The organism is Ralstonia pickettii, assembly GCF_030582395.1.
GTDB lineage: Bacteria > Pseudomonadota > Gammaproteobacteria > Burkholderiales > Burkholderiaceae > Ralstonia > Ralstonia pickettii_D.
This window is the reverse complement of record NZ_CP104381.1, coordinates 104819-118673: the sequence shown is the minus strand read 5'-3', so window position 1 is coordinate 118673 and position 13855 is coordinate 104819. Positions and strand designations below refer to the sequence as shown.

At 63.6% G+C, this 13855-nt stretch carries 13 protein-coding genes and 1 pseudogene; 6 read left to right on the top strand and 8 right to left on the bottom strand.

Going from position 1 to position 13855, the window contains the following annotated elements; genetic code table 11:
• Window positions 1–13 precede the first annotated feature (13 nt).
• A complete protein-coding gene (locus N5B55_RS00495) occupies window positions 14–1234 on the bottom strand; it encodes an aminotransferase-like domain-containing protein (RefSeq protein ID WP_304538811.1) in 1221 nt (406 codons plus the stop codon).
• Window positions 1235–1360: 126 nt separating this feature from the next.
• Here N5B55_RS00495 and N5B55_RS00490 point away from each other — a divergent pair, with 126 nt between their 5' ends.
• Entirely contained in the window at window positions 1361–1714 is a 354-nt protein-coding gene (locus N5B55_RS00490) for a glyoxalase superfamily protein (protein WP_304538810.1), read from the top strand.
• Window positions 1715–1785: 71 nt separating this feature from the next.
• Here the strand turns inward: N5B55_RS00490 and N5B55_RS00485 are convergent, their stop codons facing one another.
• Together N5B55_RS00485 and N5B55_RS00480 are read right to left on the bottom strand one after the other, a co-directional pair.
• Window positions 1786–1974: a hypothetical protein gene (locus tag N5B55_RS00485; protein WP_304538809.1), complete on the bottom strand. Its 189-nt coding sequence runs from the start codon at window positions 1972–1974 to the stop codon at window positions 1786–1788.
• 61 nt (window positions 1975–2035) lie between these two features.
• Window positions 2036–2506, bottom strand: a complete 471-nt coding sequence (locus N5B55_RS00480) for a PRC-barrel domain-containing protein (RefSeq protein WP_304538808.1) — start codon at window positions 2504–2506, stop codon at window positions 2036–2038.
• Window positions 2507–2704: 198 nt separating this feature from the next.
• On the opposite strand from N5B55_RS00480, the gene N5B55_RS00475 reads away from it, so the two are divergent.
• Window positions 2705–3181 (top strand): hemerythrin domain-containing protein, encoded by a 477-nt coding sequence (locus tag N5B55_RS00475; RefSeq protein WP_065860181.1) that lies wholly within the window; start codon window positions 2705–2707, stop codon window positions 3179–3181.
• Between the two features lie 34 nt (window positions 3182–3215).
• Window positions 3216–5012: a thiamine pyrophosphate-requiring protein gene (locus N5B55_RS00470; protein ID WP_065860180.1), complete on the top strand. Its 1797-nt coding sequence runs from the start codon at window positions 3216–3218 to the stop codon at window positions 5010–5012.
• Window positions 5013–5136: 124 nt separating this feature from the next.
• Here the strand turns inward: N5B55_RS00470 and N5B55_RS00465 are convergent, their stop codons facing one another.
• The 5 genes and pseudogenes from N5B55_RS00465 to N5B55_RS00445 form a co-directional block, all read right to left on the bottom strand.
• Window positions 5137–6057, bottom strand: a complete 921-nt coding sequence (locus N5B55_RS00465; RefSeq protein WP_154206167.1) for a patatin-like phospholipase family protein — start codon at window positions 6055–6057, stop codon at window positions 5137–5139.
• Window positions 6058–6166: 109 nt separating this feature from the next.
• The gene (locus N5B55_RS00460; RefSeq protein WP_304538807.1) at window positions 6167–6439 is read right to left on the bottom strand and encodes a hypothetical protein; all 273 of its coding nucleotides are present in this window, start codon (window positions 6437–6439) and stop codon (window positions 6167–6169) included.
• A 127-nt stretch (window positions 6440–6566) separates the two neighbouring features.
• Entirely contained in the window at window positions 6567–8030 is a 1464-nt protein-coding gene (locus N5B55_RS00455; protein ID WP_304538806.1) for an FAD-dependent monooxygenase, read from the bottom strand.
• Between the two features lie 528 nt (window positions 8031–8558).
• Window positions 8559–8682: pseudogene (locus N5B55_RS00450) on the bottom strand (amino acid ABC transporter substrate-binding protein); the annotation flags it as partial.
• Between the two features lie 17 nt (window positions 8683–8699).
• Window positions 8700–9140, bottom strand: a complete 441-nt coding sequence (locus N5B55_RS00445) for a universal stress protein (RefSeq protein ID WP_304538805.1) — start codon at window positions 9138–9140, stop codon at window positions 8700–8702.
• Between the two features lie 426 nt (window positions 9141–9566).
• Between N5B55_RS00445 and N5B55_RS00440 the strand changes: the two genes are divergently transcribed.
• From N5B55_RS00440 to N5B55_RS00430, 3 genes are read left to right on the top strand one after another with little or no spacing between them, the layout of a single operon-like run.
• On the top strand, window positions 9567–10271 hold the full coding sequence (locus N5B55_RS00440; protein ID WP_304538804.1) for an ABC transporter ATP-binding protein: 705 nt from the start codon (window positions 9567–9569) through the stop codon (window positions 10269–10271).
• A complete protein-coding gene (locus N5B55_RS00435; protein ID WP_304538803.1) occupies window positions 10265–12634 on the top strand; it encodes an ABC transporter permease in 2370 nt (789 codons plus the stop codon). Before N5B55_RS00440 ends, N5B55_RS00435 begins: the two co-directional genes overlap by 7 nt.
• A complete protein-coding gene (locus N5B55_RS00430; RefSeq protein WP_304538802.1) occupies window positions 12631–13800 on the top strand; it encodes an efflux RND transporter periplasmic adaptor subunit in 1170 nt (389 codons plus the stop codon). The genes N5B55_RS00435 and N5B55_RS00430 overlap by 4 nt, the downstream gene beginning before the upstream one ends.
• Window positions 13801–13855 lie beyond the last annotated feature (55 nt).

Here is a 13855-nt window from a genome sequence, read left to right as displayed (position 1 = left end):
TGCGCCGGAGCGGTCAGCCCAGCTTGAACTCGCCGATGGCGTGTGCGAGCTTGCGCACACCCTCTTCCACCTGCGCCAGCGACGAGGTGGCGTACGACAGACGCAGCGTCGACCGATCCGGGTCGACCGGGTAGAACGCCGCACCCGGCACGAACGCCACGCCGCGCTCGATGGCCACCTTGGCGACATCGCTCGCATTGCGGCCCGGCAAGACGCACCACAGGAACATGCCGCCGCGCGGGCGGTTGAAGGTCAGTTCGGTGTCGGGCAGCAGCGCATGCAGGCCGTTGGCCATGGCGTGGGCGCGTTCGGCATAGGCAGCGCGCGTGCGCGGCAGCACGGTGTCCAGGCGATTGCTGCGCAGGTAGGCGGCGGCTGTGGCCTGCGCAAACGTGGAGGTGTGCGCGTCGGCAAACTGCTTGACCATCACCGCGTTGCCCAGCACCGGCTGCGAAGCGATCATCCAGCCCACGCGCAGGCCCGGGGCCACCACCTTCGACAAGCTGCCCAGGTAGATCACACGCCCCTGCGCGCCGTCGGTCTGCTGCGACAGCGCATATAGCGACGGGGGCGGGGGCGCGTCGAAATACAGATCGCCGTAAGGGTCGTCTTCCACGATCAGCAGGTTATGCTGCACCGCCACGTCCAGCAGGCGCTTGCGGCGCTCCAGGCTCATCAGCGCGCCGCTCGGGTTGCCGAAGTTGGGAATCACGTAGAGGAATTTGGGGCGCGCGGTGGCACCACCACCGGCGAGCACCTTTTCCAGCGCGTCGACATCCAGGCCGTCGCCGTCGGTCGGCACGCCGGCCACCTTGGCGCCGTACAACTTGAACGCCTGGATGGCGGCGAGGAAAGTGGGAGCTTCGGTCAGCACCGTATCGCCTTCACCGATCAGCACCTTGCCCAGCAAATCCAGGCCTTGCTGGGACCCGGTAGTGACGAGGATGTCGGTGTTGGCGACGTTGGCGCCGCGACTCTTCATCAGCGTGACGATGGCCTCGCGCAGCGGCTCGAAGCCTTCGGTGGCGCCGTATTGCAGCGCGCGGGCGGCGTCGGTGGTGAGCGCGCTGTCGGCCGCGGCCTTCAGGCCTTCCACGTCAAACAGGGCCGAGTCAGGAAAGCCGCCCGCAAACGAGATCAGGCCCGGCTTGCCGAGCACCTTGAACAACTCGCGGATGGCGGACGTTTCAACGTTTTGCAGGCGGGGTGCCAGCAGCGATTGCAGGAATTCCATGGCGTGCGTGTCTCTGTAGTTCGAGTGCCCGCCACTTTACGTGATGTGCGCCGCGTGCGCATGCCAACACGGCGTCACAGCGGTGAATAGAATGCCGCCACCGAACCGGTAAAAAGGAGCCCCCGTATGGCTGTCCGACGCATCGTCCCGAATCTGCATGCTGCCGATCCGGCACGTGCCCGCGCGTTCTATGCAGACCTGCTCGATCTGGAAGTGGTGATGGACCACGGCTGGATCATCACCTTTGCCGATACGGCCGCCACCATGACGCCGCAAGTCAGCATTGCCAGCGAAGGTGGAAACGACACGCCGGTCCCAGCGCTGTCGGTAGAGGTGGACGATGTGGATGCCGTGCATGCGCGCGCCGTGTCGCTGGGCCTGGAGATTGTCTACCCGCTGGTGGACGAGCCGTGGGGCGTGCGCCGCTTTTATGTGCGCGATCCGTTCGGCAACGTGATCAACATTCTCGCGCACCGGTAACACCGCAACTTCGCACGCGAAAAAATGCCCGCATGCCAGGGGCGATGCGGGCGTGGCATAGCGGCCGGCGACTACCGTTGCTTGCCGTCTTGGGTGCGCTTGTCTTGGTGTGCGTTCGCGTCCTTGTCCTTGTCGACAATGCGGGTGATGCCACCCGTGGCGGGCGGATCACTGGCCGGGAAGGTATCCTCCACAGCCTTTTCCACCAGCTCTTCACGCTTATGTGCGTGCGGATGCTTCTCTTGCTTGCCCTTCTCCATGGCGTCCTCCTGTTTCAAGCGTGGTTGACGACACGCAAGCGAACGGCGTGCCTGAGCGTGCTCAATATTCTTCCCAATACGGACGCGAGCCGTAGTACTCGTGCACCGACTGCGCCCAGGTCGGGTCGGCCATCGTGGGCCAGCTGTCCTTGTCGAAACCCGGAGCCGCTTCAAGGCGATCCTTGTTCGCGTCGAGGACGAAACACTTGCGGTCGACGTCGAGCGACAAGGCGCTCCACGGCACGGCAAACAGCTTGTCGCCAATGCCCAGGAAGCCGCCCACCGACATCACCGCATACGCGATGCGGCCGCGCTGCACGTCGAGCATGATGTCGGTGATCTTGCCGAGGTCCTCTCCGGTGAGGTTGACGACGCGATCGCCCTCCAGCGTATCTGCGGCCATCAGTTCCGGGCCCGGGCCCGTCGAGTCGGAGTCGGCACGCCCGATGATGCGCATGCGTATGCCCGCGGTGGTTCCCACACCGGTGGTCGTGCCGGTGCCCAGCGTCGTGCCCGTTGTCGTGGTTTGCATAGCAGTTACCTCCCATCAATGAGTTGACGTTCAGGATGATGTGCGACAGCCACGCACTGCGCGGCGTCTGTCGCACGTAACCTCCTCTGCCAGCAGGAAGCTTGCCTGCGGCACATCGCAAGCAAAGGGGCGCGCGCGGCATGCCGCTTGCTCAACGGGTCATCGGACTCAAACAACAACCCCCCACCGGAGAGCCCCATGAACAAAGCTGAAATCCCTGTGGCGCAACGCGCCGTGCTGTCGATGCTGTTGGACGATCACCGCGAGGTGAAAAAGCTGTTCAAGACGTTTCAACAGGAGAAAGACAAAACCGCCGGCGAGCAAATCGTGCGCGAAGCGTGTGAAAAGTTGACCGTCCATACGCAGCTTGAAGAGGAGGTGTTCTACCCGTTCGTGCGCGACAACGGCGGCGAAGCGTTCAAGGACCTCGTCGACGAAGCCGTGGTGGAGCACGCCACTGCGAAGGACCTGATCAAGCAATTGAGCGGCATGCAGGCGGGCGACGATCTGTTTGCGGCCAAGTTCACCGTGCTGGCCGAGTACGTCTCCCACCACGTCGAAGAGGAAGAGACTGAACTCTTTCCCAAGCTCATCCGCCAGCACGTCGACCTGACACCGCTGCAGGAGGCCATGACCACGCGCAAGGAAGCCCTGCTCGCCGAGACCACCAGCTGACGACCCACCCGCCCGCCGATACCGGACCGACACCATGCGCGCCACCGTCTGCGATTTCCTCGTCGCCCGCCTGTATGACTGGGGGGTGCGGCGCATCTTTGGCTACCCCGGCGACGGCATCAACGGCATGTTCGGGGCCCTGGAGCGCGCGGGCGGCAAGATCGAATTCGTGCAGGTGCGGCATGAAGAGATGGCCGCCTTCATGGCCTCGGCGCACGCCAAGTTCACAGGTGAGCTTGGCGTGTGCATGGCTACGTCCGGGCCGGGAGCCACCCATCTCATCACGGGGCTGTACGACGCGCGACTCGATCACATGCCTGTGCTGGCCATTACCGGGCAGCAGGCGCGCACAGCGGTGGGTGGGCATTACCAGCAGGAGGTGGATCTGACGGCGATGTTCCGCGACGTAGCGGGTGCGTTTGTCCACCAGGCCAGCATGCCGGCGCAGGTGCGGCATCTGCTGGACCGCGCGGTGCGCATCGCCATTGGGCAACGGCGGGTGACGGCCCTCGTGCTGCCAAACGATCTGCAAGAAATGCCCTACACCGAACCGCCGCGTGCGCATGGCACGGTGCACTCGGGCGTAGGCTACAGCGCGCCGAGCGTGATCCCACAAGCTACCGACCTGGAACGCGCAGCGGACATTCTCAACAGCGGCCGCCGGGTGGCGATGCTTGTCGGCGCAGGCGCACTCGGGGCCAGCGCGGAAGTGGCCGCCGTGGCGGAAACGCTGGGCGCGGGCGTGGCCAAGGCGTTGCTCGGCAAGGCCGTCCTGCCCGACGATCTCCCGTACGTGACCGGCGCCATCGGCCTGCTCGGCACCGAGCCGAGCTGGGAACTGATGACCCATTGCGACACGCTGCTGATGGTCGGCTCGGGTTTTCCGTACGCGGAGTTCCTGCCCAAAGAAGGCCAGGCGCGCGGTGTACAGATCGACCTGGACCCCGGCATGCTGGGGCTGCGCTACCCGATGGAGGTCAACCTGGTCGGCGACAGCGCACAAACGCTGCGTGCACTGCTGCCGCTGCTGCAGCGCAAGACCGATCGTTACTGGCCCGATCGCATTGCCCGCTGGAACGAGCGTTGGTGGAAGACGCTGGAAGACCGCGCGCTGCAACCTGCCTACCCCGTCAACCCGCAGCGCGTGTTCTGGGAGCTGTCACCCAAGCTGCCGGACAACGTGATCGTGACCAGCGATTCCGGTACCTGCGCAAACTGGTATGCGCGCGATCTCAAGTTCAAGCCCGGCATGATGGGCTCGCTCTCGGGCGGGCTGGCATCGATGGGGGCAGCCGTGCCCTACGCGATTGCGGCCAAATTTGCGCATCCCGATCGCCCTGTCATTGCGCTCGTGGGCGACGGCGCCATGCAGATGAACAACATGGCCGAACTCATCACCGTGTCGAAATACTGGAAGCGGTGGAAGTCCCCCAAGTGGATCTGCATGGTGTTGAACAATCAGGATCTGAACGAAGTCACCTGGGAGCAGCGCGTCATGGAAGGCGACCCGAAGTTCCCAGCGTCCCAGGACATTCCGGACGTGCCGTATCACCGGTTTGCAGAGCTGATCGGCCTGAAGGGCATCTACGTGGACAACCCCGACCAACTGGCCGGCGCGTGGGACGAAGCGCTCAACGCCGACCGGCCCGTGGTGCTGGAGGTGAAGACCGACCCCGATGTGCCGCCGCTGCCGCCGCACGTCACGCTGCAGCAGGCGCGCAACTTTGCGACGGCCCTGGCGTACGGCGACCCCGACGCGAGCGGGGTGTTGCGCGGGACAGCGCGGCAAGTGTTGTCGGCGCTGTTTCCGGTGCACAAGGACAAGGAGTGAGCCAGTGGCCTGGGCGGGTACGCTCAGCCCACCTCCACGTGGACTGCGCCTGATTCCAGCGGCCCCAACCGCGGGCTGCGCAAATTCGGTGAATCGCCAAGCAAACGAACCCACTCGGCTCACATCAAGCCGCGCGCACGCCGTGGAGGTCTGCGTTGCAGTTCGGGTGATCTTCGTTGTGGTCGTGCTCACGCAGCGCGCCCGGGATGCCGGTGGCCGCCAGACCCTCAGCTGCGAGCCATGCCGCCGTGGCGGCAGCAGCGCGGTCGATCAGTTCGCCGCAGCGGGCGTAGTCGTAGGGCGACACGTCGAGCGGACACAGCGGCGGCACGACGGTAATGGGCACCTGACCGGCCCAGCGCTCCAGGTCTTGCACCAGCTGACGCGCGACCAGCAAGGACAAGGCGTTCAACGCGTGCTCGATGGCGCTGCGCGGGGCACGGCGGTCCGCACACGCAAATCCAGCTGGCAATACGACGACACGCGTGGCGCCTAGCCGGATGGCCGCGGAGATTGGCGTGTTGTTGGCGACGCCGCCGTCGATCAACAGGCGATCGTCGATTCGCACCGGTGGAAACACGCCCGGAATGGCGGCGCTGGCCAGCACGGCCGGCACGATGGCGCCAGACGACAACACCACCTCGGCGCCCGTGCGCATGTCGGTGGCCACAACGTGCAATGGCAGCGTTGCCGCCTCCAGCAGGGTCTGCGCAAAATGCCGCGTCAGCAGGCGCTGCAGCCCGGATGCATCGACAAGGTGCTCCCGTCGCCCGCCAAGGATGCCGAGCATGCTGAACATCGCCCGCCAGGACCACGGCATCACGTCAGCGCGCCGCACACCGCGCCACAGCGCCTCGAGCTGCGCGGTGCCGGCCGCGTGCGGATTGCACGCAAAAAAGGCAGCGTTGATAGCGCCCGCCGAGGCACCCACCACCATGTCGGGTACCACGCCCGAGGCCACCAGCTCGCGCAGCATGCCGGCCTCGATGGCGCCGAGGCTGCCGCCACCGGCAAAGACAAACGCTGTTCGTTCCACTCGGTCCATAATCGATGCCGCGTTGCAGCAATGGAGTCCCAACTGGTCAATCAAGGGACGACTGGAAGTAGAGTAGGTCTACGCTGCCGTTGCGGCTAGTCGGGCCGATGGGCAGCGATCAACGGGCGCGCCGCTCGGCGTCCGCCAGGGGCTTCCAGTGCAGAAACCCGAACAGCAACGTCAGCAGCACGCTGTCGAACAACGGCCCGTGGTGCAGCGCCACCTTGCGAAAGCACAGCACCACTTCCAGCAGGTGCCCGGCCAGCAGCACCAGCGCCACGATGCGCAGCCAGCCGATGGCGTCGGCCGACAGCGGCAGGGGCGTGGCATAGCTGGCCAGCGCGAGGCCATACACGGCGAGCAGGACGATCTTGCTGAGGACATTGAACATGCCAAGACTCCGGAGGACGGTGATTTCGATGCAATTGAGCATACCGGCCATCGCCGTCCCTCCGGCTGCTTCAAACGCCTGGATAGACGCCGCACTCCACCCGGCTGTCCCCGCTGGGGTCGCGCGATCAGGCCACCGCCACGCCAAACCAGCGCTCCAAGCTCTCCCGAAGCCTGTCCGTCGTTCCGTCACCGACCCATGCCACGTGACCATCAGGCCGGATCAACACCGCGGTCGGCGCAGACACTGTGCCCACCACCGGAAGCGCCCAGGTGCCGGCATAGCGGGCGTCCACCCGCCGCACGCGGTCGGCCCATGGTGCGATGTCGACGGCATCCGCCGGGCCGAAGTTGAGCAGCACTGCGCGCGCCTCGTGCAACAACTCGAAAACCCGCACCGGGCCCTGCGTGGTGTCCAGGTCGAGATCGGGCATGCGGCGGCCGAGCAGCGGATGGCCCTCGCCCAAGTCGTAGTGAACATCGAGCGCGGAGACCATCCCAACAAGGTGCCTGCGTGGTTCGTCCATGCGAAACAGCTCGGACGTGATCTCGCTTAGCGCCTTGGAGCGCTCGTCCTGGCGCAGCAACACCACCTGGGCCAGCGTATTGCGCAACGTGCGGGCGGCAACCGGGTGGCGCTCGGCGTGATAGCTGTCGAGCAGATTTTCAGGCGCCGTCCGTTTGATGACCGCGGCCAGCTTCCACCCGAGGTTCACGGCATCCTGCATGCCCATGTTCAGGCCCTGGCCGCCCATGGGCGGATGCACGTGCGCGGCGTCGCCTGCCAGCAGCACACGTCTGTCGCGGTAGGCCACGGCCTGGCGAGCCATATCGGAAAACCGCGAGATCCAGTTCGGACGATGCGCGCCAAAGTCGGTGCCATAGACGGCGATCAGCGCCTCGCTCAGGTCCGCGAGCGTGGGCGCATTATTGGTACCGAGTTGTCGCTCGGTCAGCACCACGCGGACGTATTTGCCGTCTTCCATTGGCGCGACAGCGTGCCGGCCGATGGCATCGTATTTGAAGCCAAAGGGCGGCGGCTGCGTGGTGTGTACCTCGGCGATGAGCCAACTGGTCGTTGCGTCCCAGCCGGCAAACTCAATGCCGGCGGCCTTGCGGACAGTGCTGCGCCCGCCATCGCAGCCGACGAGGTATTGCGCGTGCAGCACCTCGCCGTCGGACAGCGTGACGTCGACGCCGCGGTCGTCTTGCGAGAAGCCGGTCACTTCACGCGCACGATAGAACGGCACGCCAAGCTCGCCGACCCACTGCGCGAGGAGGCGCTCGGTGTGGTGCTGCCACAGGCCGAGCACATAGTTGTGCCGTGTGGGAAAGTCGCTGATGTCGAGCGAGTTCTCGCCGAAGTGCACGACCGGATAGGTCTTGCCCTGGGAGACAAACCGCTCGGCCACACCGCGCTGGTCGAGCACTTCGATCGAGCGCGCATGCAGACCCAGTGCCCGCACGCCCTCCACGTCCTGATTGGCGCGGCGCTCGACAATGGCGACGTCGATGCCGGCCAACGCCAACTCGGCCGCCAGCATGAGCCCCGTCGGCCCACCGCCGGCGATTACCACGGCATGCCCGCTCATTTCACACCTCCGGGCGGCATCGCCACGCCACGGCCCCGCGCTCCAAACGTCGACGGCATCACGCGCATGTCTGCCCTCCTTTCGGTCGGTTTCAAAGATGGGGGGCGATGCTACTGCGGCCACCGGGGCTTCCCGCAAGCCCCAGGGCGCGCGGTATACTTGAAACAACGGTGGAGCGAATGCTTGTCTGGCGCAACGCACACCACGAAAAAAGGCCGTCCCGAAGGACGGCCTTTTCTGTTGATTAGTTGCAATTATGTCTGACCTACGTAACGCAGAAGAATCAATGCGTTACGTAGGACACCGTGAGCATGCAAGTTTGTCCCAGACCAGCAACTTCGATCCTCCCCGCAGGCTTCTCGCTACAAATATGTTTGCCCTTTGGTCGCTGCAAAGTCGCACCGCTGGAAGCCATCATATTGGGCTCAACGAGAGTCCACCAACGGCAACCGAAGAAGTGTGCACCGGCTCTCATCAGCCAGACGATGGTGCCGTCCAACAGTTTCTTGAACTCAGGGTCAACATCCCGCCCTCGCGCGAGGTTATTGGGTGTGGAACCGCATTCGAAATCGTAAGTGCCGTTGACCAGGAGTGGGATTCTGTTCTGCCCGGTCACGGGGATGTACTCAACCTGCAGATTCGGGCGTTTCACTGCGCAGCCTATCCCTACTAGGCGCCCTTTGCCGCTTTGACCAGAAGAACCGGGCATTCCGCCCGGGCCACAACGCGGTTGGCCACCGAACCCAGGACCGCATCGAAAAAGGCACCACGACCGTGCGCCCCCATCACGATCGCCTCGGCGTGCACCGAGCGGCTGTACTGGACGATGCGCTCCGGGGCAAATCCCACCAACCCGTGAGCCTCAAAAGGAACGTCCGCAGCGCGTAGGATCGCGATGGCGGAAGCCATTGCCTTGGCACTTTGCTCTTTATGCCAGGCAGCAACGTCCGCGTGTCCGACAAATACCTCTACCTCTCCGCTGACATCAGGTGTGCAGTGTAGAACATGGACCGTGATGTCCGGTGTGAGCAGCCTGCGGTCTGCGATGCAGTGGGCCGCAGCGTCCGAGTAAGCGGAACCGTCAGTGGCCAGCACAATGTTCTTTGACATGATCGCTTCTCCTTCGATAAGGCTTCTCCAGTGCCGCTTCCTTACTCAGCTCTGGCGTGGGAGCCCACGGGTGATGCTTCAAACTTATGGCACGCCACGTTCGGCAGGCTGATCTTGATCAACCGAAGACCATGCCGATGAATCTCAACCGCCAGGGTCGACGCGGTGCATTGATCAAATCACATAGCGGCAGTGCTTGGAGGTTCTTCACCCAACGGCTGATTAATGCCGAGCATGTTCGCGGTTATACCCGAGTGGCGTTGAGCCAGATCAACGGACATCTGAAGCATCCGACTAGGGTGATTCCAGGCGCAGAGCTGCTGCCCGCCCATCGACGGATGCTGGGCCACCGCAACACGGCAAGGGAGCGGCTCAGGCAGCGAGCGTCGTTCCGAAATGTGTCACCAGATGCCGATCGGGTGCGTAGTGGAAACGGTCTTTACCATTCATGCGGTCAGCAAGGTCTACCCGATGGGGAGCGTGAGCGTTCGCGCGCTGGATCAGGTTGACCTCGAACTTGGCTCCGGTGAGATCGTCGTGCTGCTCGGCGCGTCCGGCAGCGGCAAATCGACACTGCTCAATTTGATGGGTGGGCTCGACACACCAACGAGCGGCACGATCGTCTACCGAGACCACGACCTCTCATCTGCAGCGCAGCGAGACCTCACCCGGTTCCGACGCGAGCACGTCGGATTTGTCTTTCAGTTCTACAACCTAATTCCGAGCCTGACCGCGCGCGAGAACGTCGCCCTGGTGACTGATATTGCCGATCGGCCGCTGGCTCCGGACGATGCCTTGTCCATGGTCGGCATCGGGGCGCTCGGCGACCACTTTCCCTCGCAGATGTCGGGCGGGGAACAGCAACGCGTGGCCATTGCGCGCGCGGTCGCCAAACGGCCAGACGTGCTGCTGTGTGACGAACCAACTGGTGCGCTGGACTTCCGTACGGGGCGCCTAGTGCTTGAGGTGCTCGAGCGTGTGAACCGAGAGTTTGGCACCCTGATTGTCATCGTCACACATAACGCCGTCATCGCGGACATGGCGGACCGTGTCCTACGTATGAGCAGCGGAGCCATTGTCGAACACCGTCACAACGCGCAACGCGCGAGCGCACAGGATCTGTCATGGTAAGCGCGCTCACGCGCCTGCTCTGGCGCGACCTTTGGCACCTGCGAGCCCAGGCCGTTGCCGCCGTGCTGGTCGTCGGCTGCGGTGTAACCACGTTCGTTGCGATGCGCAGCACCTACCTTGCTCTGCTGGACGCGCAGCAAGACTATTACGCGTCGTACCGGTTCGCGGATCTCTTTGTTCATCTCAAGAGGGCCCCGTTGGAGGTGGCAACGCGCATCGCCACGTTACCGGGGGTCGCACGCACGGATGCGCGCGTGGTGTCGGACGTGACAGTCGATATACCAGGCCTGACGGAACCCGCGACTGGGCACGTCATTTCGGTTCCTGAGCAGAGCTGGCCGGCGCTCAATCTTCTGCACCTGCAAAGCGGCCGATACGTGGCGCCCGGCCGCGACGATGAGGTTCTGGTCAGCGCGGCGTTTGCGGATGCCAACCATCTGCGGGCAGGAGGACGCCTGGCCGCCGTTCTCAATGGGCGGCGGAAGCAGTTGCACATTGTCGGCATCGCGATGTCGCCCGAGTATGTCTATGAAGCGGGAGCTGGCTCCATCTTTCCGGACAATCGTCACTACGGCGTGCTCTGGATGGGTACCAACGCGCTGTCGGCGGCGTTCCGCATGAGCGGTGCGTTCAATGACCTGGCGCTGTCTCTCGATGGCAGCGTTCCGTCTGCGCGCGTGATTGCTCAAGTCGATCACGAATTGGGGCCTTATGGCGGACTCGGCACCATCACACGCGAGGATCAGGTATCGAATCGATTCATCTCGGATGAGATCGCGCAGAACCGGGTAACGGCTACATACGTGCCCGCCATCTTCTTCTGCGTCGCCATGTTTCTATTGCAGAACGTCCTGAGCCGGCTGATCGATATGCAGCGTACACAGATCGGCTTGATGAAAGCGTTTGGCTACGGAAATGTCACCGTTGGTCTGCACTACCTGCAGTTCGCCTGTCTGATGGCGGCAGCGGGGGCCGCCGTCGGGATCGCAGGGGGACTTGAACTGGGGTCATATTTGACGGGCCTGTACGCGAAGTACTATCGCCTGGCACGCCTCGAATTCCGAATCGATATCCCGATCATCGCCTGGGCGGTGTTCCTGAGCTTCGCAACGGCGGCTGTCGGTGTAGCTGCCAGTGTCGCGAAAGCCGCGGGCTTGATGCCCGTCGATGCCCTGCGTGCCGCTGTGCCGCCAGCCTTTGCCGCAAGCTGGGCGGAGCGAATTGGCCTTTACCGGCAGTTGGGCATCGTATCGCGAATGATCGTGCGGAACATTGCCCGCCAGCCCGTCAAATCGCTGCTCGCCTCCCTGGCTCTGGCATGCGCGAGCGCCATTCTTGTTATTGGTGGTTTTTTCTTCGATGCGGTCGATCATCTGTTCGACGTCCAATTCCAACAGGTCGAGCGTCAAGATGTCACGGTAGCCTTCTCGCAACCGTTATCCCATCGCGCTGTCTATGCGCTCGAACGCTTGCCGGGCGTGCTGAAGGTCGAGCCGTTTCGCGACGTGCCGGTCAGGTTGTCGGTGGGGTACCGATCTCGGCAAGTCTCGTTGAGCGGAATCGCACGGCAAGGAGATCTGCACCGGCTTGTCGATGATCGCGGCCAACCTTTACGCGTGCCGCCGGATGGCATGCTGGTCTCCGCCAGGCTCGCCGATGTTCTTGGGGTACAACCTGGTGACCGGATCACCGTTGAGGAACTGGAAGGCAAACGTCGCATCCGGCAGGTCACTCTGGTGGGACGGTCCGGGGATCTGGTCGGTATTGGCGCCTATATGGACCAGCAAGCACTGGCGAACTTTCTGGAAGAGAGCGGCAACTGGTCGGGTGCCCGACTGTCTGTTGATACAAGCGAGCTTGGGCGTCTTTATGCAACGCTCAAGCGCATGCCTGCTGTGAACGCGGTCGCAGCCCGCCAGTCAGTCATCGACAGCTTCCGCAAGATCATGGATGAGAGCATCCGCCTCACGACTTCAATCAACTTTGCCTTTGCATGCGTGATCGCATTTGGTGTCGCGTTCAACGCCATGCGCATCGCCTACTCGGAACGGGTTCAGCAACTGGCATCGCTACGCGTCCTTGGCTTCACGCAGACCGAAGTTGCCTGGATTCTTCTGGGCGAGCAGTTTGCACTTGCCGCGATCGCGTCGCCGGTTGGACTATTGCTGGGATATGGCACGTGCGCATTCCTGGTCATGCGACTCTCCACTGACCTGTATCGACTCCCTCTCGTGATTCAAGCCGCGACGTTCGCATACGCTTTCGTCGTGACAGCAGGCGCGGTTGCGTGTTCGGGGCTGCTGGTCTCGTTGAAGATCCGGCGGCTCGATATCGTCGCGGTCCTCAAGGCGAGGGAATCGTGAAACGCGCAGCCGTGAGAAAGGCGTTCGTCCTTTCGGCCGTCGTTCTCGCGGTGACGCTGGCGCTGACGTACGCATTCTGGCCGAAGCCGACAATTGTTGATACCGCGCTTGTGACACGAGGGCCCCTCCGCGTGACGGTGGACGAAGATGGTGAAATCCGTGCGCATGATCGCTACGTGATCACCGCGCCGATCACCGGGCGTCTTCTGCGTGTGGATCTGCATGAAGGCGATCACCTCAAGGCAGGACAGGTCATTGCCGTCCTGGTGCCGGTACCGATGACGCCAGGCGAGAGGTCCGGGCAGCGGGCACGTGTTGACGCCGCTGAAGCGGTCTACCGTGAGGCGCAGGCGCGCGCTGCGCATGCTCGCGCCGATCTTGATCAGGTACGGCGTGACTTGGACCGGAGTGAGAAGCTGCTAAGCAGCGGCGCCATATCGAGACAGGAAGTCGAGCAGACGCGCACTAGCTTGGCGTCGAGCGCCAGCGATCTGGCTGCCGCCCGCGCGCGGGAAGCATCCGCGGCAGCGGATGTGCGCGTTGCCACCGCCAATCTTCAGGCTTTGGAGGCTGGACAACCGGTGGAAATTCGCGCTCCGGTCGATAGCCTATTGTTGCGAATCGAACAGCAGAGCGAGCGAGTCGTGCTCTCCGGTACGCCGGTCATGCTGCTGGCAGATCCATCGCGCTACGAGGTGGTGGTCGACGTACTGTCCACAGACGCGGTAAAGGTCAGCCCAGGCATGCAGGTGTTGATCGAGGATTGGGGTGGATCGGTGCCGATCAATGCGGCCGTACGCGTGGTTGGGCCGGGAGCATTTACCAAGGTTTCGGCGCTTGGGGTCGAGGAACAGCGTGTCAATATCGTGGCCGACCTGGTTGACCAACCTGGAAGGTTGAACGACGGGTATCGCGTGCTGGGCCGCATCGTTATCTGGGATCGGCCTGATGTGCTGCGGTTACCTATCGGCGCCCTGTTCAGGTGCGGCGAGCATTGGTGCGCGTTTACCGTCGAGAACGGACGGGCTGCTCAGCGGATCATTCAAATCGGACAACGCAATGCTGAACAGGCACAAGTTGTGGATGGGCTACGCGATCACGAAACCGTGGTCGTCTATCCGCCGGGCACGCTGTCCGACTCTGCGAAGGTGCTGCCTCGCCGATGAGCAAGGTGCCGCTTGCCAGCGGCTTCCCGAAGTGCCGCACATGCCGTCCCGAGGA